Origin of the sequence: Paramesorhizobium salinisoli (genome assembly GCF_003335045.1) — a bacterium.
GTDB classification, from domain to species: Bacteria; Pseudomonadota; Alphaproteobacteria; order Rhizobiales; family Rhizobiaceae; genus Paramesorhizobium; species Paramesorhizobium salinisoli.
In genome coordinates this window covers 204,853-227,285 of the sequence record NZ_QOZG01000008.1, presented here as the reverse complement: position 1 = coordinate 227,285, position 22,433 = coordinate 204,853, and the positions used below count along the sequence as shown (strand labels likewise).

At 60.9% G+C, this 22,433-nt stretch carries 20 protein-coding genes and 1 tRNA gene; 7 read left to right on the top strand and 14 right to left on the bottom strand.

Annotated elements, in window-relative coordinates:
• Positions 1-49: 49 nt before the first annotated feature.
• From prmC to DUT91_RS19035, 4 genes are all read right to left on the bottom strand, one after another.
• Positions 50-910, bottom strand: coding sequence for a peptide chain release factor N(5)-glutamine methyltransferase (gene prmC / locus DUT91_RS19050; protein ID WP_114442081.1), 861 nt, complete (start codon positions 908-910; stop codon positions 50-52).
• A complete protein-coding gene (gene prfA / locus DUT91_RS19045; RefSeq protein ID WP_114442080.1) occupies positions 910-1,989 on the bottom strand; it encodes a peptide chain release factor 1 in 1,080 nt (359 codons plus the stop codon). The genes prmC and prfA overlap by 1 nt, the downstream gene beginning before the upstream one ends.
• A 46-nt stretch (positions 1,990-2,035) precedes the next feature.
• Entirely contained in the window at positions 2,036-4,306 is a 2,271-nt protein-coding gene (gene ptsP / locus DUT91_RS19040) for a phosphoenolpyruvate--protein phosphotransferase (RefSeq protein WP_114442079.1), read from the bottom strand.
• Positions 4,307-4,444: 138 nt separating this feature from the next.
• Entirely contained in the window at positions 4,445-5,698 is a 1,254-nt protein-coding gene (locus DUT91_RS19035) for an aspartate kinase (RefSeq protein ID WP_114442078.1), read from the bottom strand.
• Positions 5,699-5,874: 176 nt separating this feature from the next.
• Here DUT91_RS19035 and ubiG point away from each other — a divergent pair, with 176 nt between their 5' ends.
• Positions 5,875-6,618: a bifunctional 2-polyprenyl-6-hydroxyphenol methylase/3-demethylubiquinol 3-O-methyltransferase UbiG gene (ubiG, locus tag DUT91_RS19030; RefSeq protein ID WP_114442077.1), complete on the top strand. Its 744-nt coding sequence runs from the start codon at positions 5,875-5,877 to the stop codon at positions 6,616-6,618.
• A 55-nt stretch (positions 6,619-6,673) separates the two neighbouring features.
• Here ubiG and DUT91_RS19025 read toward each other — a convergent pair whose 3' ends face one another.
• From DUT91_RS19025 to DUT91_RS19010, 4 genes are all read right to left on the bottom strand, one after another.
• Positions 6,674-7,099 (bottom strand): DUF1178 family protein, encoded by a 426-nt coding sequence (locus DUT91_RS19025; protein WP_114442076.1) that lies wholly within the window; start codon positions 7,097-7,099, stop codon positions 6,674-6,676.
• Positions 7,096-7,971, bottom strand: coding sequence for a carbon-nitrogen hydrolase family protein (locus DUT91_RS19020; RefSeq protein WP_114442105.1), 876 nt, complete (start codon positions 7,969-7,971; stop codon positions 7,096-7,098). Before DUT91_RS19020 ends, DUT91_RS19025 begins: the two co-directional genes overlap by 4 nt.
• Positions 7,972-8,041: 70 nt before the next feature.
• Positions 8,042-8,314, bottom strand: coding sequence for a glutaredoxin 3 (gene grxC / locus DUT91_RS19015; protein WP_114442075.1), 273 nt, complete (start codon positions 8,312-8,314; stop codon positions 8,042-8,044).
• Positions 8,315-8,412: 98 nt separating this feature from the next.
• Positions 8,413-9,159 carry a ComF family protein gene (locus DUT91_RS19010; protein WP_114442074.1) on the bottom strand — a complete coding sequence of 249 codons (747 nt, stop codon included), beginning with the start codon at positions 9,157-9,159 and terminating at the stop codon, positions 8,413-8,415.
• 124 nt (positions 9,160-9,283) lie between these two features.
• Between DUT91_RS19010 and DUT91_RS19005 the strand changes: the two genes are divergently transcribed.
• The gene (locus DUT91_RS19005) at positions 9,284-10,177 is read left to right on the top strand and encodes a methyltransferase domain-containing protein (protein ID WP_114442104.1); all 894 of its coding nucleotides are present in this window, start codon (positions 9,284-9,286) and stop codon (positions 10,175-10,177) included.
• 58 nt (positions 10,178-10,235) lie between these two features.
• Here the strand turns inward: DUT91_RS19005 and DUT91_RS19000 are convergent, their stop codons facing one another.
• From DUT91_RS19000 to DUT91_RS18980, 5 genes are all read right to left on the bottom strand, one after another.
• Entirely contained in the window at positions 10,236-10,577 is a 342-nt protein-coding gene (locus tag DUT91_RS19000) for a hypothetical protein (protein ID WP_245419797.1), read from the bottom strand.
• A gap of 101 nt (positions 10,578-10,678) precedes the next feature.
• On the bottom strand, positions 10,679-11,098 hold the full coding sequence (locus tag DUT91_RS18995) for a (deoxy)nucleoside triphosphate pyrophosphohydrolase (protein WP_114442072.1): 420 nt from the start codon (positions 11,096-11,098) through the stop codon (positions 10,679-10,681).
• A 10-nt stretch (positions 11,099-11,108) separates the two neighbouring features.
• Positions 11,109-11,867 (bottom strand): GNAT family N-acetyltransferase, encoded by a 759-nt coding sequence (locus tag DUT91_RS18990; RefSeq protein WP_200835018.1) that lies wholly within the window; start codon positions 11,865-11,867, stop codon positions 11,109-11,111.
• A 21-nt stretch (positions 11,868-11,888) separates the two neighbouring features.
• Positions 11,889-13,130 (bottom strand): bifunctional glutamate N-acetyltransferase/amino-acid acetyltransferase ArgJ, encoded by a 1,242-nt coding sequence (gene argJ, locus DUT91_RS18985; protein WP_114442070.1) that lies wholly within the window; start codon positions 13,128-13,130, stop codon positions 11,889-11,891.
• Between the two features lie 71 nt (positions 13,131-13,201).
• Positions 13,202-14,125, bottom strand: coding sequence for a peptidylprolyl isomerase (locus DUT91_RS18980; protein ID WP_114442069.1), 924 nt, complete (start codon positions 14,123-14,125; stop codon positions 13,202-13,204).
• A gap of 530 nt (positions 14,126-14,655) precedes the next feature.
• Between DUT91_RS18980 and secA the strand changes: the two genes are divergently transcribed.
• From secA to bspF, 3 genes are all read left to right on the top strand, one after another.
• Positions 14,656-17,382: a preprotein translocase subunit SecA gene (gene secA / locus DUT91_RS18975; RefSeq protein ID WP_114442068.1), complete on the top strand. Its 2,727-nt coding sequence runs from the start codon at positions 14,656-14,658 to the stop codon at positions 17,380-17,382.
• A gap of 165 nt (positions 17,383-17,547) precedes the next feature.
• A complete protein-coding gene (locus DUT91_RS18970) occupies positions 17,548-18,969 on the top strand; it encodes a lipopolysaccharide biosynthesis protein (protein WP_114442067.1) in 1,422 nt (473 codons plus the stop codon).
• Positions 18,969-20,255 (top strand): type IV secretion system effector crotonyl transferase BspF, encoded by a 1,287-nt coding sequence (bspF, locus tag DUT91_RS18965; RefSeq protein ID WP_114442066.1) that lies wholly within the window; start codon positions 18,969-18,971, stop codon positions 20,253-20,255. The genes DUT91_RS18970 and bspF overlap by 1 nt, the downstream gene beginning before the upstream one ends.
• Positions 20,256-20,469: 214 nt before the next feature.
• Here bspF and DUT91_RS18960 read toward each other — a convergent pair.
• Positions 20,470-20,544 (bottom strand) — tRNA-Gly (locus tag DUT91_RS18960).
• A 249-nt stretch (positions 20,545-20,793) separates the two neighbouring features.
• On the opposite strand from DUT91_RS18960, the gene DUT91_RS18955 reads away from it, so the two are divergent.
• Together DUT91_RS18955 and trxA are read left to right on the top strand one after the other, a co-directional pair.
• Complete coding sequence (locus DUT91_RS18955; RefSeq protein ID WP_114442065.1) at positions 20,794-21,312, top strand: prolyl-tRNA synthetase associated domain-containing protein; 519 nt, start codon at positions 20,794-20,796, stop codon at positions 21,310-21,312.
• 143 nt (positions 21,313-21,455) lie between these two features.
• Positions 21,456-22,433, top strand: a complete 978-nt coding sequence (trxA, locus tag DUT91_RS18950) for a thioredoxin (RefSeq protein WP_114442064.1) — start codon at positions 21,456-21,458, stop codon at positions 22,431-22,433.

Sequence of the window (22,433 nt, the reverse complement as noted above, 5' to 3'; positions counted from 1 at the left end):
CTTCTCCAGAAATTCCAAGCTTTTTTTGGTGGTTATCACAATCAAACACTTAAAGCCTGAAAAGAAGCGCGCGGTCACGTCCACCAAGATCCTGAGCGACTTGCATCAGGTGGAAGCCCTGTTCGCCGAAAATGCGCTTCACATCGGCCAACTGCCCTGCGCCGATCTCGACGCCAATTGCACCACCCTTATATAGGTGAAAACCGCCCTTGCATGCAAGGGCCCGGTAAAAATCGAGCCCGTCCTCGCCCCCATCCAGCGCTCGAAGGGGATCGTGCTCGCGCACCTCCCTGTCCAGCGTGGCGATCACATGGCGTGGAATATAGGGCGGATTTGAGACGATCAGATCGTATTTTCCCGTGATCTCGGCAAGCCAGTCGCTTCGAAGCGTCGCAAAGCGTCTGGAAACACCGGCCATCCGCGCGTTCACCCGCGCCATGGCAAGCGCGCCCAGTGCGATATCGGTGCCGACGGCGCGCAGCCCCTGCACCTGGCTCAAAAGTGCGATCGCTATGGCGCCGGTGCCTGTGCCGAGGTCGATCGTATCGGCGACACCGTTTTCGGTGATCCGCTGTTTCAGGAACGGCAGAACCAAATCGACCAGCGTTTCCGTGTCGGGACGCGGTTCCAGCGTTTCTGGTGAAAGCCTGAAACCAAGACCATAAAACGAGCGTTCGCCCATGATCCTGTGCACCGGCTCTCCTGCCGAACGCCGCTCTATCGCATCATCCAGCGTCCGGATTGCCGCATCGGGAATGATTCGCTCCGGCATGCTCAGCGCATCGAGCCGGTTTGTGCCTGTAGCCCACTCCACAAGGAACCGCGCATCGAGGTCGGGCGTCGCGACCCCAGAACCGCGCAAGACCTTGCGTGCCCTGATATGAAGCGCGCCCAGCGTCTCGCCGTGCATCAGGCGTTTTCGCCGATTTCGGCCAGAAGTGCCGCCTGATGATCGGAGATCAGCGCATCGACCAGTTCGTCGAGTTCGCCTTCCATGATCCGTTCGAGCTTGTAGAGCGTCAGATTGATCCGGTGATCGGTGACACGGCCTTGGGGAAAATTATAGGTGCGGATGCGTTCGGAACGATCGCCCGAACCAACCTGGCTGCGGCGCGCTTCCGAGCGTTCGCTATCCGCCCGCTGCCGTTCCAGATCGTAGAGCCGGGAGCGCAGGATCTGCATGGCTCTCGCCCGGTTCTGGTGCTGCGATTTTTCCGCCTGGACGACCATGACGCCGGTCGGGATATGGGTGATGCGCACTGCCGAATCGGTGGTGTTGACGTGCTGTCCTCCCGATCCAGACGCCCGCATCGTATCGATGCGAATGTCTTCCGGGCGGATGTCGATGTCGATATCCGCAGCCTCGGGCAGAACCGCGACAGTGGCCGCCGAGGTATGGATGCGCCCGCTCGCCTCCGTTTCCGGCACGCGCTGCACGCGATGCACGCCCGATTCGAATTTCAGCTTCGAAAAGACGCCCCGGCCGGAAACCATGGCGATGATTTCCTTGTAGCCGCCGGCCTCGCCTTCGCTTGCCGAAACAAGTTCGACCCGCCAGCCCTTCAACGAAGCGTAGCGTTCATACATGCGGAACAGATTGCCGGCGAAAAGGGCTGCTTCCGAGCCGCCCGTCCCGGCGCGGATTTCAAGAATGGCGTTCTTCTCATCCGCCGCATCCTTGGGCAGGAGCAGGATTTGAACCTGCCCCTCCATCTCCTCGATACGCTTTTGCACCTCGGGCAGTTCGCCGGTCGCCAGCGCCCGCATCTCGGCATCCACCGACGAATCATCGCGCATGGCGACAAGATCGGCCGCCTCCTGGCGCGCAGCCATCAGCGCCCGGATCTTCGCCACGACCTCTTCAAGATCAGAATATTCCGAAGCAAGCTTTACGTAAGTGTCCGAATCCGGATTCCCGGCCATCTGCGCCTCGATCATCGAGAAGCGCTTCAGGAGCTGGTCCATCCGGTCCTGCGGCAATGCGATCATACGATAGTTTTCCTAGGGTGAGCCATCACCTGAATCCCGACACACGCTAGAGCGGTATGCCGTTATCCTCCGCAAAGCCGCTCAGGACCTCGCGCAGCGAGTGGGAGCCGTTTGGCTTATGGAGCGCTTCGAGCAGAAGCGTGTTGAGCCGGGCCGTGTCAAGCGCGCCAAGCATCGCCTTCACCGGACCGATCGCGGCGGGCGACATCGATATATGCCTGAAACCGAGCCCGATCAATGTCATGGCGGTCAAAGGTTTCCCCGCCATCTCGCCGCATAGCGTCACCGGGGTGTCGTTGCGCTCGCCGGCTTCGACGATCTGCCTGAGCACCCGCAGGAACGGCGGCGACAGCTGATCAAAACGATTGGAGATAATTGAATTGCCGCGATCTACCGCCATGACGAACTGGAAAAGATCGTTCGATCCGACGGAGACGAAATCCACCACGCTCATCAGCTCGTCGAGTTGCCAGAGCAGCGACGGAACCTCGACCATCGCGCCCAGCCGCAGGCGCGTCGGCAGGCTGTAGGCGAAGCGCGAGAGATGCCGCACCTCGCGCTCGATGATCTCGCGCGCAGCGCGGACTTCACCGACCTCGGTCACCATCGGCAGCATCAGGCGCAATTCGCGCCCGCCAGCCGCCTTCAAAAGCGCCCGCAACTGCGTGCGCAGCAGGCCTGGGCGATCTAGGGTCAGGCGGATGGCCCGCCAGCCCATCGCCGGATTTTCCTCGGCGTTGGAGCCGCGGAAATAGGGCAGCACCTTGTCGCCGCCGATATCGAGCGTGCGGAACGTCACGGGCTTGTCGCCGGCAGCATCCAGCACCGAGCGATAGAGACGCTCCTGCTGCTCGGTGCGCGGGAACGTCGAGGCGACCATGAACTGCAATTCGGTGCGGAAGAGTCCGATGCCCGCCGCACCCGATTCCGCCAGTTGCGGAAGATCGACGAGAAGCCCGGCATTCATCAAAAGCGAGATATTGACCCCGTCCTTGGTGATCGACGGCTTGTCACGCGATTCGCGGTACAAGGCCTGCCGCTTTGCCCGGAAGCGCACCTTCTCGGCATAGGCGGCCTCGACATCGGCCTGAGGGCGCAGATGCACCTTGCCGTCGTCGCCGTCGACGATCGCCGCGTCATTGTTCTCGGCCATCGAAACCACGCCCTTGACCTGGCCAACGACCGGAATGCCCATGGCGCGCGCGACGATGACCACATGGCTCGTCACCGCGCCGTCTTCCAGCACCAGGCCGCGTATCCGCTCGCGTGGATAGTCGAGCAATTCGGCCGCCCCCATAGAGCGGGCGAAGATGATCGCATCCTTGACCAGCGATTCGGCTATCGTCTTGATGTCGCGCCCCATCAACTGGCGCAGCAGCCGGTTGGCGAGATCGTCGAAATCGCTGAGCCGCTCGCGCATATAGGGATCTGACAGATGCATCATGCGGGCGCGGGTGTCGCTCTGCACCTTCTCCACCGCGGCTTCCGCCGTCAGCCCGTTATGGATGGCTTCCTCGAGACGCCGCACCCAGCCGCGGTCATGCGCGAACATCCGATAGGCTTCGAGCACGGCGCGATGCTCGCCCTCTGCCGCAACTTCGCGGCGCGACAACATGTCGTCGATGGATATGCGCAGCGATCCGATCGCTTCCTGAAGCCGCTCAAGCTCGAGATGCGAATCCTCATTGAAGAGATTGGTAACGACGATCCGCGGCTCATGTAGCACGACATGGCCGAGGCCTACGCCATCGTTGAACGAAAGGCCGGAAAAACTCATCGGCTTTCCAAGATCGAGTTCGACGCCAGGCCGTGTCAGCCTGGTCAGGTCACCCGTAGCGACCATTTCGGCCAGAACCATGGCAGTTGTTTCGAGCGCCTCCAGTTCGTCCTCGCGATAGGCCCGCTTGGTGCGGTTCTGCACGACGAGAACCCCGAGCGTCCGCCCTGCGCGCAGGATCGGCACGCCAAGGAAGGAATTATAGACCTCTTCGCCCGTCTCGGGCAGATAGGTGAAGGCCGGATGCGTCTGCGCATCGGTAAGGTTGAGCGGCCGCGCGCTGGCCGCAATCGTGCCGACCAGACCCTGGCCGAGGCGCAATTGCGCCAGATGCACCGCCTGCGGGTTCAAGCCTTCCGTGGCATAAAGCTCGAGCACGCCGTCGGAGCGCAGGACGTAGAAAGAGCAGACCTCTGCGACCATATTCTGCGCTATTTCGCGGACAATCCGGTCAAGCCGCTCCTGTGGCTCGAGCGCCTCCGCCATCAATTCGCGGAGACGTCTGAGCAGGACACGGGGACCGGTGGTCAGCTCGCGCATGGACGGTCGATTGCTCCTTCATACCGGCGGTTCAGGCGATCGTGGCCCGACGAGTCGCGCCTTGCCGGAACAGCCTCCGGCCATTCTTTGTGGGCATTTTTATTGCGTGCGTCTAGGGCCAATAACCCTGCGCGCGCATTAATGTTTGTCCAGCCCGTATACCGAGTGGAGCGTGCGGACGGCCAACTCTGCGTAGGGTCCGTCGATCAGGATCGAAATCTTGATTTCCGACGTGGTGATGGCCCGGATATTGATGCCCTTGTCGGCCAGCGCGCGGAAGGCGGTAGCGGCGACGCCCGCATGGCTGCGCATGCCGATACCGATGACCGAGACCTTGACCAGCCCTGCTTCCGACTGGATGGCATCGAAACCGACTTCCGGCTTTACTTTTTCGAGGACGGCGACAGCCTTGTCGAGATCGCCGGTCGGCACGGTGAAGGTCATATCCGTCTTAGACCCGTCCTCGGAGATGTTCTGCACGATCATGTCGACATTGATGTGCGACTCGGCGAGCGGCCCGAAGATCGCCGCCGATACGCCAGGCCTGTCGGCAACGCGCCGCAGAGAAACCTGCGCTTCGTCCTTCGCATAGGCTATACCGGTGACAACCTGCTGTTCCACAATTTCCTCCTCGTCGCAAATAAGCGTTCCGGGCGGATTGATCAGATCACCCATGCCCGGCGCATCAGGGTCTTCGAAACTGGAGCGTACGAAGGTACGCACCTTGTGTACCATGGCAAGCTCGACGGAGCGAACCTGCAGCACCTTGGCGCCGAGCGAGGCCATTTCCAGCATTTCCTCGAAGGAAATCTTGGCAAGCCGCCGAGCCTTCGGTTCGACACGCGGATCGGTGGTATAGACACCATCGACATCCGTATAGATATCGCAGCGATCCGCCTTCACGGCCGCCGCGATCGCCACGGCGCTGGTGTCAGAGCCGCCACGCCCGAGCGTCGCGATGCGGTTGTCCGGCCCAAGCCCCTGGAATCCCGCGATGACCGCAACCTGGCCTTCGCCGAAGCGTTTGATCAGGAAGGAGCCATCGATCTCGGTGATGCGCGCCGCGCCATGCGCGTTGTCGGTGCGGATCGGGATCTGCCAACCCTGCCAGGAGCGGGCATGGATGCCCATCGACTGCAGTGTGATCGCGAGCAGCCCCGCCGTCACCTGCTCGCCGGAAGCCACCACGGCGTCATATTCGCGTGCATCGTGCATCGGCGATGCCGCACGGGTCCACCCCACCAGCTCATTGGTCTTTCCAGCCATTGCCGAGACGACGACGGCCACCTCATGACCTGCCTCGACCTCGCGTTTGACGTGACGCGCCACATTCCTGATGCGGTCGATATCGGCCACCGAAGTGCCGCCGAATTTCATCACGATGCGCGCCATTTGAGGATTTGTCCCGAGAGGCTTGAGAATTGCTACCTATCTCTGCCAGATCGCCAGCAGAGGAACCGCGCGTCACATAGCCAAAATGCGATCAAACCGCAAGCAGACGCGATGATTTGCATCTTGACTTTGCCACGGGCTCGGTGAACTCCAGAAGCGACAGGAAGGAAACCGCCATGTCCGAGACCGCCCGCACCACCGTCGATGCCGCCGATGTCGAACGTTTTTCGCGGATCGCCGCCGAATGGTGGAACCCGCAAGGCAAGTTCCGGCCGCTGCACAAATTCAATCCGACCCGCCTCGCCTATATCAAGGAAGAGATCTGTGCCGCATTCGCGCGCGATCCGCTGGCGCCGCGCCCGTTCGAGGGATTGCGCATACTGGACATAGGCTGCGGCGGCGGGCTCCTGTGTGAACCCATGGCCCGGCTTGGCGCAACCGTGATCGGCGCCGACGCGTCCCAGACCAACATCGAGGTGGCCAAAGTACACGCCGCCGAAAGCGGTCTGGCCATAGACTATCGCTCCACCACGGCCGAAGCACTGGCTGAGGCGGGCGAGAGGTTCGATATCGTCCTCAACATGGAAGTGGTCGAGCATGTCGCCGACGTTGACCTCTTCATCTCCGCCTGCGGTGCAATGGTGAAGCCAGGAGGCCTGATGTTCGTCGCCACGATCAATCGCACCCTGAAAGCGCTCGGCCTTGCCATCATCGGTGCGGAATACCTCCTCCGCTGGCTGCCCCGCGGCACGCATCAATATGAAAAGCTGGTGCGTCCGGAGGAGCTGGAAAAGGCGCTGCAGACTGCCGGGCTGAAGATCATCGACCGCCAAGGCGTTACCTACAATCCGTTGATGGACAGTTGGAGCCGCTCGCGCGATATGGACGTCAACTACATGGTGTTGGCGAAGAAGGGGTGACTGGAGTCTTTTTCGGCAAAGCCTCAAGCGCCCTCGCGCTTCACCGGAAAAAGGATCAGTTCCGGTCTTCCGGAAACTGAGGCAGCGGCATGATCGCGACCCCGTCCTCGACCAGCGTGGTCACTTCCTCTCGCGTCGCCTCGCCATAGATGCCGCGCGAGTCGGCTTCGCCGAAATGGATCTTGCGCGCCTCCTCGGCGAATTTGTCGCCGACATAATCAGCGTTCTCGCGCACCTTGCGGCTCAATTCCCGCATCTCTTCGATGAGCTTGCGCTGCGCCTCCCCCATGCCGACGGCGATCTTCTCCTTGGCTCGCGACGTCGAAACGGAAGGCGCCATCAAGGCCTTCTCGACCTTCAACGAACCGCAGACTGGGCAGGACACGAGCTCGCGCGTCTTCTGGGCATCGAAATCCTCGTTGTTGCGGAACCAGCCCTCGAATTCATGTTCCTGATCGCAATGAAGCGTGAAGTGAATCATGACGACGCAATGTTCTCCTTCTTCATGTCCCCCTGCGACTCAGCGATACGGAGGAGGCCGAAGAGGCGGGCATTCTTCAGATTGGGCACCTTTCGCCGCGCCGCCGCGCTTTCTGACGTGTCGATATCGGCGACAATCACCGCCGGTTCGTCATGATCGGCCTCGGCCAGGATCTCGCCCCATGGAGAAACGATCAGCGAATGACCATAGGTCTCGCGCCCGTCCTCATGCAGGCCGCCTTGCGCGGCGGAGATGACGAATGCGCCATTTTCGATGGCGCGGGCGCGCTGCAGGACATGCCAATGAGCCTCGCCTGTCTGTCGGGTGAAGGCCGCCGGCGCGGTCAGGACTGACGCGCCAGCCTCCGCCTGTGCCCGGAAAAGCTGCGGGAAGCGGATATCATAGCAGATCGCAAACCCCATCCGCCCGAAAGGCAGATCGGCCAGCACGGTATCGTTCCCCGCCGCATAAACCGCCGATTCGCGCCAGCTTTCGCCATTGTCGAGATCGACATCGAACATGTGGATCTTGTCATAGCTGACGATCTTCTTTCCATCGGGCCCGAATAGGAATGCGCGGTTGGCGATCTTGCCGCCACCGACCGCGATCGCCGTCGAGCCGATATGCAGATAGATGCCGTGCTTGGCCGAAAGCCCCGATGCCGCCTTGACAATCAGGTCGTTCTCCTCGTCGCGCAGCGCGGCGGCAAGTCCCTCGCGGTTGCGCTGAACGGCGCCGGTCATCTCGGGCGTCTGTACATAATGCGCTCCTTGGGCAGCGGCCTCCCCGACAAGCCGCTCAAGGGTAGCGACATTGGCTTGCGTATCCGTGCCGGAGCGCATCTGGATGGCGGCAGCGCGAAAAATGCTCATGGTCGGTTCCTTCAAAGCGCGTCCGGGACACGTAGAAACGTTTTTCCACCGGACTTGCGTTTCACAATAATCAGCCGAGCTGGCCGGTGCCCTTATTCAGCAGATTGTCGAGCCGGCCCTCGCGTTCCAGCGCATGCAGATCATCGCAACCGCCGACATGCAAATCGCCGACGAATATCTGCGGAAACGTCGTCCGCCCCGAGCGCTGTATCATTTCTTGGCGGAACTCCGGCTTCACCGTCGCATCATGCTCCGTGTAGGCCACGCCCTTCTTGTCGAGCAGGCTCTTGGCCCTGGTGCAGAAGCCGCACATCTGGCGCGTATAGATCGTCACATCAACCATGAAGCTCTCCAAACTCTCTGGAGCCTATATAAGCTCGGGAAGGCTTTGCCGGAAGCCCCGGCTAACAAGTTCAGTGAAGATCGCTCTCCATTTCGCGGTTATATTTCCGGCAGAACCCGGCTGAAGGTGAGCACGTCGACCGAAGCCGCATGAGCCCGCAGAAGAGCCCGCGTCGCCGCCTTCACCGTCGCGCCCGTCGTATAGACGTCATCGACCAGCAATATGGACCGGCCCCTGATCTTGATTTCCTGATCGTTCGGAACGCGAAACGCCCCGCTCACATTGCGCTGGCGTTCCGTGGCGGCAAGACCGACTTGCTGGCGCGTACGCTTGACGCGCTTCAGCGCCTCCGGCTCGAAGGGCTTGTCTGCAAGCGCGGCCACCGCGCGGGCAAGCTCCGCCGCCTGGTTGAAACGGCGCGACCAGAAGCGGAACGCATGGAGCGGCACGGGCAGGATGACATCGCAATCCGCGATCAGTTCACCACCGGCACGCAGCATCCATTGCGCCATCCATGGCGCCAGATTGGTCTGGTCGTGATATTTGAGCCCGACGATCATTCGCCGGGGAATGCCGTCATGGCCCACCGCCGCCCGCGCACGCTGGAAAGGCGGCGGATCGGCAATCGCCTCGGCGGAGAGGAAATTCTCACCGAGATCATGCGCGAACGGCGTCCCCATCACCGCGCAATAGGGACGCTCGATGAAGCGCAGGCGCGACCAGCACCGGCCGCAGACCGTTCCGGGATTGGACACCTCGCGGCCGCAACCGGCGCATTGCGGCGGAAACAGCAACCCCGCCACGTGCTCCGCCAGGCGCCCCGCAAGTCCGCGCGCGCCGTTCATATCTTCCTGCCCCCTTCATGCATTGCATTCGCCCCCGTTCGGACGCATTTAGTGCATGTCATGCACGCAAAAGCGTTCCCACATCTTGTCGGAACACACGAACGAAGGAAAGGCTGGCAATCTCATGCAGGAAAACGGCCTGTTCGACCGCAAGCTTATCCAGTGGCACCGCAGGCGCGCCATGGCGAAATTCGCGCCCGGCACGGATTTCCTGCTGGCGCGCGCGGTTGACGATCTCGAAGATCGTCTTGCCACGGTCGAGCGCCGCTTCCCCCTCGCTGTCGATCTGGGTGGCCATACGGGACTTGGCGCCCAGGCAATCGCGCGATCAGGCAAAGCGGATGACATTATTCGCGTCGAGCAGGATGCCGCCTTTCTCGGCAGCCCCTTCCCGGCCATCGTCGCTGATGACGAAGCGCTGCCGCTTGCAGTAGCGAGCGCCGACCTGATCGTTTCGCTGCTCTCCCTGCAACTGACCAACGATACCCCCGGCGCGCTTTTTCAGATCCGCCATGCGCTGAAGCCGGACGGGCTTTTCCTCGGCGCGATGGCCGGCGGTGGCACGCTAGGCGAACTACGCGAAAGCCTGCTTGCGGCGGAAGTGGAGTTGGCCGGCGGTGCATCGCCGCGCGTCGCGCCGTTCGCCGATGTGCGCGATGGGGGTGCACTTCTGCAGCGGGCGGGTTTCGCCCTGCCGGTCACCGATGTTGAAAGCTTCACTGTGCGCTATGATAACATGTTCGCGCTCATCGCCGATCTGCGCGCCATGGGCATGCAGAACAGCCTCATCGGCCGTTCGCGCAAACCGGTATCGCGCCGCTTCTTCCTGCGCGCAGCCGAAATCTATGCCGAACGCTTCAGCGATCCCGACGGGCGCATCCGCGCCACCTTCTCCATCATCTGGATGTCCGGCTGGGCGCCACACGCCTCGCAGCAGAAACCACTGAAGCCGGGTTCCGCGAAAGCATCGCTGGCTGCGGCTCTGGAAAAAGCGGAAAAAACCAACCAGAATTCCTGAATTGGCGGTATATTCCTCGAATATTCAGCAGAAAATGCGGAGGATTGTAGCCCGATTCTCAACATTCGCCCTTTTTGGTGCCATCAGGATGGATGATGCAAACACCTTGTGGCGAAGACTGCAGCACGCTTTTGCGCACCGTATAGGCTTTTGAACTCCGAATCGATCCTGTCGACATAGTATCGATGCCGTTCGGGAACAGCGATTGCGACGCGACCTTATTGGAGCGGTTGTTAAGAATGGGAACCACGATCAGCGCCAGTGCGATCGCGGCGGAGCCGAATAGCAGCGCGATCCGCAAAGCGCCTGAGCGCGCCCCTGCGATAGAGCTGGAATAATAGTCGCTATAGTCCTTTTTGAAGGAAGGATCGTCAAAACGCATACTGATAAACTCCGGCACGTCCCCGCACTGAAGATGCCCGATCGAGGTGAAAGATCGATTAACGGAATTGGGCCCTGAGCCGGCTATTTCAGGCCGAAACAGCCAGAGATATCGCAGAATTAGAGCAGATCGATCAGGAACGGGATAAGCGGCTCGTCGGCCGGCGGCATCGGGTAGTCGCGCATGTCGCGCGGCCTGACCCATTTCAGCGCCTGGCCCTCCAGCCCGCGCGCGATTCCCTCATAGCGCCGGCAGATATAAAGCGGCATCAGGAGATGGAAATCGTCATAGGAATGGCTGGCGAAGGTGAGCGGCGCCAGGCAGGCAGGCTTGGTGATGATGCCGATCTCTTCCTTGAGTTCGCGGATCAGCGTTTCCTCGGGTGTCTCGCCCTGCTCGACCTTGCCTCCCGGGAATTCCCAAAGTCCGGCAAGCGATTTGCCCTCGGGGCGCTGCGCCAAGAGCACGCGGCCATCCGCATCGACAAGCGCGCAGGCGGCGACAAGAAGAATACGGCGCAACGGGTTTTCGTTGTTCATGATTCGGAATTCATGATTCTGGGCTTTCCCGATAGGCATAGCGATAGGCCTCCGCGAAGCCGAAGCTCTCGTAGAGTGCCCGTCCGGCCGCGTTGGCCGTCTCAATCTGCAGCCATGCCGTCTTCGCGCCATGCTTGCTCGCCCATTTGAGCGCTGAGGCGACGATGGCGCGCCCATGGCCGTGCCTGCGGTTTTTCTGCGCGGTGGCAATATCGAACAACCCGGCCATCGCCCCATCCTGAACGCAGAGCGCCACCGAAACCGGCCGCCCGGCCTCCTCGATCACGAACATGCCCTTGGCCGGGCGTATTCCGTTGAGCAGTTCCGAAAATCCGGGACGCAGCACCGTGTCGCGTTCGTGCACCTTGAGCGAGGCATCGACGAACCGCCCAATGTCGCGCAGCGGGATCTGGTCGATCGTGCCGGTGAAGTCCATCGCGGTCAGATCGGCGGTCATCACGATCGTTTCGTCGAAACGCCCCCAGCCCTCGGCTGCGAGATAATCGTCAAGCTCCGGCGGCGCCAGCGGCGACTGCCTGAAAACGGGCCGCCGCCCATAGGCACGGAACCGCTGAGCGGCACGCTCGACACGCACCGGGATATCGCGGATATCGGCCGGGTCGAGCGGATTGATCGAATTGAGCCGTTTGGAAGGGTGCGCGGCGGTCATCCGGATCGCCCATGTACCGTCATAATGCACCGATGTCGCCGGCCATGCCCGGAAGCCGACAGCTTCGATCTGCCGGATCATTGCCAGGCCCGGCATCAGCGGATACCCCCAGCGCCCACCTTAGCTGCGGTAATCGCCATTGATCGCCACATATTCTTTGGTGAGGTCGCAGGTCCATACCGTCGCCTTGCCGTCGCCAAGCCCGATATCGACTCGAATCGTTATGTCTTCTTTCTCCATATAGGCTGAGGTATCGGCCTCGGAATAGGCCGGATCGCGTTCGCCCTGATGCGCCACGCGGATATCTCCGAACCAGATCGCCAGAAGATCGCGGTCCGCCGGTTCACCGGCCTTGCCGACCGCCATGACGACCCGACCCCAATTGGCGTCCTCGCCGGCGACCGCCGTTTTTACGAGAGGTGAATTGGCTATCGACAACGCGATGCGCTTGGCCGACGCCGCCGATGTGGCGCCCGTCACCTGAACCTCGACCATCTTGCGGGCGCCCTCGCCGTCACGCACCACCTGCAGCGCCAGCGAGTGAAGGACCCGGTCGAGCGCCTTGGCGAAATCGGCAATTCTGCTATCGCCGAGTTCCGTCACAGACGGCGCGCCGCGTTCCGCCGCCCGTCCGGTCGAAAACAACATCAGCGTGTCGGATGTCGAGGTATCGCTGTCCACCGTCACGGAATTGAAGCTTTCGCCGACCGCTTTATCGAGAAGGGCTTGCAAAACCTTTGCCGCGATCGGTGCGTCAGTCACGACAAAGGACAGCATCGTCGCCATGTCGGGCGCGATCATTCCCGCGCCCTTGGCAATGCCGTTGATCGTCACCGGCACGCCGCTCAAGAGCACGGTTTCTGTCGCCACCTTCGGAAAGGTATCCGTGGTCATGATCGCCTTTGCGGCATCGAGCCAACGGTCTGCGTCGGCTTCCTTCGCCATCCCGTCGAGAAGATGCGAGAATTTGCCCGCATCGAGCGGTTCGCCGATCACGCCCGTTGACGCCAGGAATATCTCACCCGAGGTACAGCCGACCGCAGCCGATGCCGCGGCGGCGGTCATGGCAGTCGTTTCTCGACCCTTCTTGCCGGTGAAGGCATTGGCGTTTCCCGAATTGACCACGACAGCGCGCGCCTTGCCTGCCCCAAGGTTCTGCCGGCAGAAGTCCACCGGCGCCGAAGGACATTTCGAGCGGGTGAACACACCCGCGGCTTCGACCGGCTGGTCGAATACGAGGAGCAGCACATCGGTGCGCCCCTTGTATTTGATGCCCGCCTCGGCGGTAGCGATGCGCACCCCGTCGATGACGGGCATTGCCGGATAATGCTTCGGAGCAAGTGGAGAAACGGACGCCGACATGAATCCCCCTGGTCAGGCTGACTTCGCGAACAACTGGCACGAATCATGGATTGGCAGAAAGCCGAAGCAGATTACTGCTTCGGCGCTTCTCCGGCAGGCGCGGCCGGAGCTGGAGTTTCCTCGCCGCTTGCCTGCTTCATCGCCTTTTCAATCGCCGGATCGGCATAGCTGACCTTGAGTTCCGTACGCAGCTTCTTCACCAGGTCGACATAGCGTTCGCGCATGATGATCGAACGCACCTGGTCCTTGACCTGGTCAAATGCCGGTGGCTGCTGGGTACGCTTGTCCTCGACCTTGATCACATGGAAGCCGAACTGGGTCTGCACCGGTTCCTTGGTATAAGTACCCGGCTCCAGCGCGAAAGCTGCCTTTTCGAACTCGGGCACCATCTGACCCTGGCCGAAATAGCCTAGATCGCCGCCTTGCGCAGCGGAGCCGTCGGTCGAGCTTTCCTTGGCAAGATCCTCGAATTTTGCGCCGCCGTCGAGCTTCTTGATGATGGCTTCGGCTTCTTCCTTGGTCTTCACCAGGATATGGCGCGCGCGGACTTCATTCTGGGGTGGCGTTGCGGCGATCTCCTTGTCGTAGCGGGCGCGAATATCCGCATCGGTGATCTTGTCGACGATCTCTTTCTTGAAATATTCATTGTGGAGGGCGCGGTCGTTGAGGAAAGCCATCCGCTGCTTGAATTCATCGGTCTGGTCGAGCTTCTCGGCTTTGCCTTCAGTGGCGAGCGCCTTGATGTCGATGAGCGCTGCAAGTGCGGCAAGCCGGCGCTGTTCGTCGGGAAGGCGCGAGAACTGCGGATCGAGATCGTTTGATGCCTGATCGACCTCTCCTTGCGTGATAGCCTGGCCATTAACGGTCGCCAGGACTTTGTTGGGATCGCTCGGAGCCGGTGCTGCCGCCTTTTCCTGAGCGGACGCTCCGAATGTGGCGCTTGCGATCAGGACGGTTGCGGCCAAAGTAGAAAGGGCGTTACGATAATGGGTCATAGGGTCACTCCTTCGAAGGCCTTACGGCCCCATGAATGCGGCGGAATTTTGCCTGGAACCTTCCGTCACGGTCGTCATGACCGGAACGTAAACGTTCCAAAATTGAACTTAAGAGCGCTCTTTTGCTTTGGATCGGATGGGTGTCCGACCCGGGGTGCGCCGAGGGAACATAGTGCGGAGTGGGTTTCCGCCCGATGCTTCAACGTTGACATCGCTCGACCCCCCTCTTATCTGTCCATCGGCTTTGCGTCCAGAGAGCTTGCCGGAAGAAGTGCGCCCGGTTCGGGACCTATCGACATTTATGGTTTGGTGCGTGGCATGCGCGATTATCGTTGAGTTTCAGGAGCAGGATCAACGACAGCGCCGGCCTCTGTTCAGGAATAAAATCCACTCGCACCTTTTTAAAACCACAAATATCGATTGATCACGGCCTTCCAAGCCTGCACTTTTCTTGCAAAAGCTTCGATGAAAGTGAATAAAGCCTACGATAGTGCCGGATCACCGGCTGAACGGATGAGAAAGGACCAGTGATGGTCAGCTTCGGCGGTCTAGCCCGCAAGATTTTCGGTTCCTCCAATGACCGTCGCGTCAAAGGCCTGCGTCCGCGCGCCGATGAGATTACTGCGCTCGAGAAGAATTATCAGGCGCTGACGGACGAGCAGCTCAAGGCCAAGACGGCGGAATTCCGTGCAGCGCTCGCAAATGGCCAGAAGCTGGACGATCTCCTGCCACATGCATTCGCCACCGTGCGCGAGGCCGCCAAGCGCGTTCTGGAGATGCGCCCCTTCGACGTGCAGCTCATTGGCGGCATGGTGCTGCATAATCGCGGCATCGCCGAAATGCGCACCGGCGAGGGCAAGACACTGATGGCGACCCTGCCCGTCTATCTCAATGCCATTGAAGGCAAGGGCGTCCACGTCGTCACGGTCAACGACTACCTGGCGAGCCGCGACGCGGAATGGATGGGTCGTCTCTACTCATTCCTCGGGCTCACCACCGGCGTCATCGTCCATGGTCTCGATGACGATGAGCGCCGCGAGGCTTATGCCTGCGACATCACCTACGGCACGAACAACGAATTCGGCTTCGACTATCTGCGCGACAACATGAAGTATGACCGCTCGCAGATGGTCCAGCGCGGCCACAACTACGCCATCGTCGACGAAGTAGACTCGATCCTCATCGACGAAGCCCGCACGCCACTCATCATCTCCGGCCCGCTCGAGGACCGTTCCGACTTCTACAATCTCATCGATACCTTCATTCCGCGGCTCGAACCCGAAGATTACGAGATCGACGAAAAGCAGAAGACGGCGACCTTCACCGAGGACGGCACCGAGAAGCTGGAAAACATGCTTCAGGCCGCCGGCCATCTCAAGGGCGACGGGCTCTACGATATCGAGAATGTCGCCGTCGTTCACCATGTCAACAACGCGTTGAGGGCGCACAAGCTCTTCCAGCGCGACAAGGATTATATCGTCCGCAACGACGAGATCGTCATCATCGACGAATTCACCGGCCGCATGATGCCGGGACGGCGCTATTCCGAGGGCCTGCACCAGGCGCTGGAAGCCAAGGAACACGTCACCATCCAGCCGGAAAACCAGACGCTGGCCTCGATCACCTTCCAGAACTACTTCCGCATGTACAAGAAGCTTGCCGGTATGACCGGCACGGCCAACACTGAAGCGGAAGAATTCGGCAACATCTACGGCCTGGAAGTGACCGAGATCCCGACCAACCTTCCCGTCCTCCGTATCGATGAGGATGACGAGGTCTACCGGACCGTCGAGGAAAAATACAAGGCCATAGTCAAGGACATCCGCGAGGCCGCCGCCAAGAACCAGCCCGTACTGGTCGGCACGACCTCGATCGAGAAGTCGGAACATCTGGCCGAGCGGCTACGCAAGGAAGGCATCAAGGGCTTCCAGGTACTGAACGCCCGCTATCACGAGCAGGAAGCCTTCATCGTCGCACAGGCCGGCGTACCCGGCGCCATAACCATCGCCACCAACATGGCCGGCCGCGGTACCGATATCCAGCTCGGCGGCAATGTCGAGATGCGTGTCCGTCAGGAACTGGCCGATATGCCTGATGGACCCGAGCGCGATGCAAAGATCGAGGCCATCAAGGCCGATATCGCCAAGCTGAAAGAACAGGCGCTCGCCGGCGGCGGACTTTACGTTCTTGCCACGGAACGCCACGAAAGCCGCCGTATCGACAATCAGCTGCGTGGCCGTTCGGGCCGCCAGGGCGATCCTGGCCGTTCGAAATTCTTCCTGTCGCTCCAGGACGATCTGATGCGCATCTTCGGTTCCGACCGCATGGATGGCATGCTGCAGAAGCTTGGCCTCAAGGAAGACGAAGCCATCGTCCATCCCTGGATCAACAAGGCGCTGGAAAAAGCGCAGAAAAAGGTCGAGGCGCGCAACTTCGAAATCCGCAAGAACCTGCTCAAATACGATGACGTGATGAACGATCAGCGCAAGGTGATCTTCGAACAGCGCCTGGAACTGATGGATGGCGATAATCTCGGCGAAACGGTCGCGGAGATGCGGCAGGAAGTGGTCGAGGATCTGGTCCGCAAGCATATTCCGGAAAATGCCTATGCGGAACAGTGGGATATCGATGGGTTGAAGGAAGCTATCCGCGAGCAGCTCAATCTCGACCTGCCGGTGCATGAATGGGCCGCGGAAGAAGGCATTGCCGAGGAAGAGATCCTTGCGCGCCTGAGTGAGGCCACCGAAAAGGCCGCTGCCGAGCGGGCCGAGCGATTCGGTCCTCAGGTCATGACCTATGTTGAGAAATCCGTCATCCTGCAGACTATCGATCATCTCTGGCGCGAGCACTTGGTCAATCTCGACCATCTGCGCTCCGTCGTCGGCTTTCGCGGATATGCGCAGCGCGACCCGCTGAACGAGTACAAGACCGAGGCTTTCGAGCTGTTCCAGACCATGCTTGGCAATCTCCGGCAGGCAGTCACCGCCCAGCTGATGCGCGTCGAGATCGTGCGCGAGGCCGCTGAAGCCCCGGAACCGACCCCTCCGCCAATGTTCGGAGCGCATATCGACAGCACCACCGGTGAAAACGACTTCGGTGACGGCGAGCTCCTGGTGCGACATGAGGACACGCAGACCGTCGATCCGGGGGACCGCGACCCAACAGATCCCACCACCTGGGGCAAGGTTGGACGCAACGAAGCCTGTCCCTGCGGATCGGGCAAGAAGTACAAGCATTGCCACGGCGCCTTCGTCTGAGCCGCTGACTGACTAACTGATGCATGCTACGAAAGCCGCGCGGATGCGCGGCTTTTTGCCATGATTGCCCGGTAGATTTCGAGGCAAACGGCGGACTTGGCGAACCGTTTTTAAACATTTGTGCCTTAAGTCTGAATCCGTTCGACAGGCGGAGAATTGAATACCTTGCGCTTTTCTGCGGCTACAGCGGCGGACCGGCTCCTTCCGGAAAAATTCTCGTTGCGACTCCGTCCCCTGACGGAGCGCGTCGACACGCTGCTGACCGCCTCCAACCCCCAGGCAGGCGCACAGCGCTCCTCGCTCGCAGCCTTTTCCATCCGAATCGTCAGTGCGGCGATTGCGCTGATCGCGCAGATCACGCTGGCCCGGTGGATGGGTGGGTTCGAGTACGGCATCTTCGTGCTGGTATGGATCACCGCCGTCATCGTCGGCGACCTGTCCTGCCTCGGCTTCCACACCACCATCATCCGCTACGTCCCCGAATATATCGAGCGCAACCTGTTCGACGAAACGCGCGGCATCCTCTGGACCGGGCGGGTCTTCGGCATCGTCGCCTCGACGCTCATTGCGCTCGCGGGCGCGCTCGGCGTCTTTCTCCTTCGCGACCACATGGAGAATTATTACGTCGTCCCGTTCTATCTGGGACTCGTCTGCATCCCGATGATCGCGCTGGGCAACATGCTCGACGGCACGGCGCGTTCGCGCTCCTGGGTTCTGACGGCACTGACGCCAACCTATATCGTAAGGCCTCTCCTTTCCCTCCTGTTCATGGTGGCGGCAGTGCTGGTGGGCTTTGCACCGACGGCGGTGACCGCGCTCTTCGCCGCGATCCTCGCCACCTATGTGACGACCCTGGGCCAGTTCACCGTCGTCAGGGACAGCCTTGCCAGGGTGATCCCGACCGGCGCGCGCAGCCTGCGCCTGGGCGAGTGGTTCGCCGTTTCCCTGCCCATCTTCCTGGTCGAGGGCTTCTTCTTCCTGCTCATCAATGTCGACGTGCTGATGGTCGGCCACTTCATGGATCCTGACCACGTTGCGGTCTATTTCGCCGCCACCAAGATCCTGGCGCTGGCGCATTTCGTCTATTTCGCCGTCAAGGCCGGAGTCGCCCAGCGCTATTCGCAATTTCTGCATAGCGGTGACCATGACCGATTCGCCCGGTTTGTCGGCGATACAGTCAAATGGACTTTTTGGCCGACACTCGCCATCAGCGTGATCCTGCTGCTCCTCGGCGAACCGCTCCTGTCCCTGTTCGGCCCCTCCTTCACCGAGGGGTATCCGCTGCTCTTCGTGCTGATTATCGGCGTCATCGCGCGCGCCAGCGTCGGGCCGACAGAAAGCCTGCTCAACATGTCGGGCAACCAGAATATCTGCGCCGCTCTTTACGCGGTCGCGCTCTGCATCAATGTCGTGCTGAACATCCTGCTCATTCCGCGCTTCGGCCTGTTCGGCGCGGCGATCGCCACGGCCACGGCCATGGTGTTCGAGGCCTTGTCCCTTTCCCTGACGGTATATCACCGCCTCGGCATTCCCATGTTCGTCTTCGCTCCCGTGGCGAAAATCTCCCGACCGGAGGGCCAGTTCTGATGGTAGCCATTCCCATTCTCGAAGAAGCAGCGGGAGGTTCCGCCGCGCGTCTCGTCTCCGAACTCGCCGAGACAGATGCGATGGGCGAGGTCGCCAAGAAGCTCGAGGAGAGTCTCGGGCCACGCGATATCCCGCGCAAGCTTTCGATCTATGGTGCATCGGCCGGCTTCGAGCTTCTCGAAGAGCTCGAATATTTGACCTACCGCACAATCGAGCCCAATATCTTCTTCAATCCGCGCTTTCTAGCTCCGGCCATGCCGCGCCTCGACGACCGCCAGGTGCGATTCATGGTGATGCGTGACGAGAATGAAGTGAGAAGCCGGCTGCGGTTCCTGATGCCCTATACGATCGAGCGGCCCGGCCTCACCGTTTCAGCGCCGATCATCCGCGCCTGGGCAACGCCCTTCGGGCCGCAGGGCACACCGCTCATTGACCGCGACGATCCCGTCAGCGTACTCGAAGATCTGTTCGACATCCTGTCACGCAAGCATCTCAAGATGCCTGAAGTGCTCGTTCTGCCCAATATGCGCGCCAACGGCACGGTCGCGCAGCTCATCCGCAGCATCGCCATGGGCCGCAATCTGCCCCTCACCTCCATCGAGCGGGTTGAACGCCCTTTCCTGGAAAGCCAGATGGAAGGCGATAGCTATCTGCGTCATGCCATCGGCTCGCATCACCGCCGCGATTACGCCAGGCTATGGCGAAAGCTCGCCGCCCAGGGCACGCTCACCTACAGCGTCGCCCGCAGCCCGGAGGAAATCCGCCGGCGCTTCGAGGATTTCCTGGTGCTCGAGGCAAAGGGCTGGAAGGGAAAGCGCGGCAGCGCCATGGCAGTCGATCGTTACCGAGCCGCCTTTGCCCGCGAAGCAGTCAACCGTCTGGCCGAACGCGACCTCGCCCGCCTCCATACGCTGGAATTCGAAGGCAGGGTTGTCGCCATTCTCATCGTCTTCATCGAATCGGGCGAAGCCTGGACCTGGAAAACCGCCTATGACGAAAGCCTGAGCGCCTATTCGCCCGGCACATTGCTGATGATCGAGGTGGTAAAGAACCATCTGGAAGATCCCAACATCGCACGCACCGATTCCTGCGCCGTCCCCGACCATCCGGTCATGTCGCGCCTGTTCCGCGAGCGCGAAACCATCGAAACGCTGGTCATCGGCCTCAACCCCGGCGCCGACCGCGCAACACAGCAGGCCGCCTCGCAAATCCATCTCTATCGCCGTACGCTCGACATCGCCCGTATCGTCCGCAATCGCATCCGGAATCTGACGGGGAGGCATTAGAAGCGCTGTGCGTCCAACTGGACGCACAAAGCACGCGGCTTAACTTCTCAATCCCCCATCGCATCTTCTACTGCAGAAATTCGGAGAGTCCCTGACAAGGGCAAACTTGCAACTGCGCAACAGCTCTGGACCAGAGCTCGATTCTGAATGATCAGAAACAGGGCCAGACAAGCAAAAGGCCCCGCGCGGCGGGGCCTTTGATCCTCTAGTTAGCTGGAGCGGGCGAAGGGATTCGAACCCTCGACCCCAACCTTGGCAAGGTTGTGCTCTACCCCTGAGCTACACCCGCTCGCGCCAGCTAGTCGCCTAAGCCGGGCCTATATGGCGCAACAACCTGCCGAATGCAACAGGAAAAATGCAATTGTTTAGGAGGCTGTGGATTCTTCCGGATCACGCAGAACATTGCAGCTCCCGATCTATTCGCAACGCTTACCGGCAATCTCCAACTAGCCCTGTCCCCTGAAAAAATATTCCGTTTTGCCGGATCATGCTGTAGACCGGTTTCATCCACTATTTCCCGAACAAAGACGCTGGTTCCATGCCAAAAACACCCAACGAACTCTTTGCCTTCCTCGATCAACTCGGGATCAAGGTAAAGACGGTGACGCACCCGCCGCTTTTCACCGTCGCCGATTCGCAATCGCTGCGCGGCGAGATCGCCGGCGGCCACACTAAGAATCTTTTCCTCAAGGACAAGAAGGATAATTTCTTCCTCGTCACCGTCGAGGAGGAATCCGTCGTCGACCTGAAGACGGTGCATACGCTGATCGGCGCGGCCAGCCGCGTCTCGTTCGGCAAGCCCGAGAAGCTGATGGAATATCTGGGCCTGCTTCCCGGCGCCGTCAGCGCGCTTGGCGCCATCAACGACACCGGAAACAAGGTGAAGATCATTCTCGATGAGCATCTGATGCGTCACGATATCATCAATGTCCATCCGCTCACCAACGAGGCGACCACCTCGATCCACCGCGACGATCTCGTCCGCTTCCTGTCCGCCACCGGGCACGAGCCGGAAATTCTGGCCATCGCCACATCGGGGGAGACAGTGGCGGAATAATGCTGCAAAGCTGCGAGCCAAGGCTTGAAACGTCGCGACTGAGATACGAACTGATCAGTGACGGATTCAGCGCCGGTGAGGCCGCGGTAGCAGCCGATATCCGGTTCACCCGAACCTAAAGACGAACCTGCAAGGGATGGACCATGAGCAGTGAAAGCAACCCCTTCGCCGGTGTCGGCGGCCAGATGAGTGCAAGCGTTTCCTATGGAAACACACCGAAACCCGGCGATGGGGCAGGCAAAGCCGGCGGGTTGATCAAGGAAACCACGACTGCGTCGTTTCCCGCCGATGTCATTGCCGAATCGCGCAACCAGCCGGTGCTCGTCGATTTCTGGGCACCCTGGTGCGGCCCCTGCAAGCAATTGACGCCGGTTCTGGAAAAGGCCGTCAACGAGGCTGGCGGCAGCGTCAGGCTGGTCAAGATGAACATCGACGATCATCCCTCGATCGCCGGCCAACTCGGCATCCAGTCGATCCCTGCCGTCATCGCCTTCGTCAACGGCCAGCCTGTCGATGGCTTCATGGGCGCCCTGCCGGAATCGAAGGTCAAGGAATTCATCGCCAAGATCGCCGGCCCCGGTGGCGGCAAGGACGCCGCGATCGAAGAGGCGCTTGCCGCCGCAGCCGAGCTTGTCGATCATGCGGATTTCGCCCAGGCCACGGAGCTTTATTCCGCCATCCTGCAGGAAGCGCCCGACAATGTCGCTGCGATCGCCGGGTTGGCGAATTGCCTCTTCGAGACAGGTGACAGCGAAAAGGCCCGCGAGGTGCTAGCCCAGGTGCCTAATGACAAGAAGGACGACGCCGCGATCCGGGCGGCCGAAGCCCGCATCGCATTGGCCGAACAGGTCGCAAAGATAGGCGATCCCACGGCCCTCGAAGCAAGACTGGCAAAGGATCCGGGCGATCATCAGGCACGGTACGATCTTGCCATGATTCGCAACGCGCAAGGCAACCGCACGGAGGCCGCAGACGCGCTGCTGGCTATCATGAAGGCGGACCGCAACTGGAATGATGACGGCGCGCGCAAGCAACTGTTGCAATTCTTCGAGGCTTGGGGCCCGGCCGACGCGGCAACGCTCGCGGCACGCCGCAAGCTGTCCTCGCTGCTTTTTTCCTGA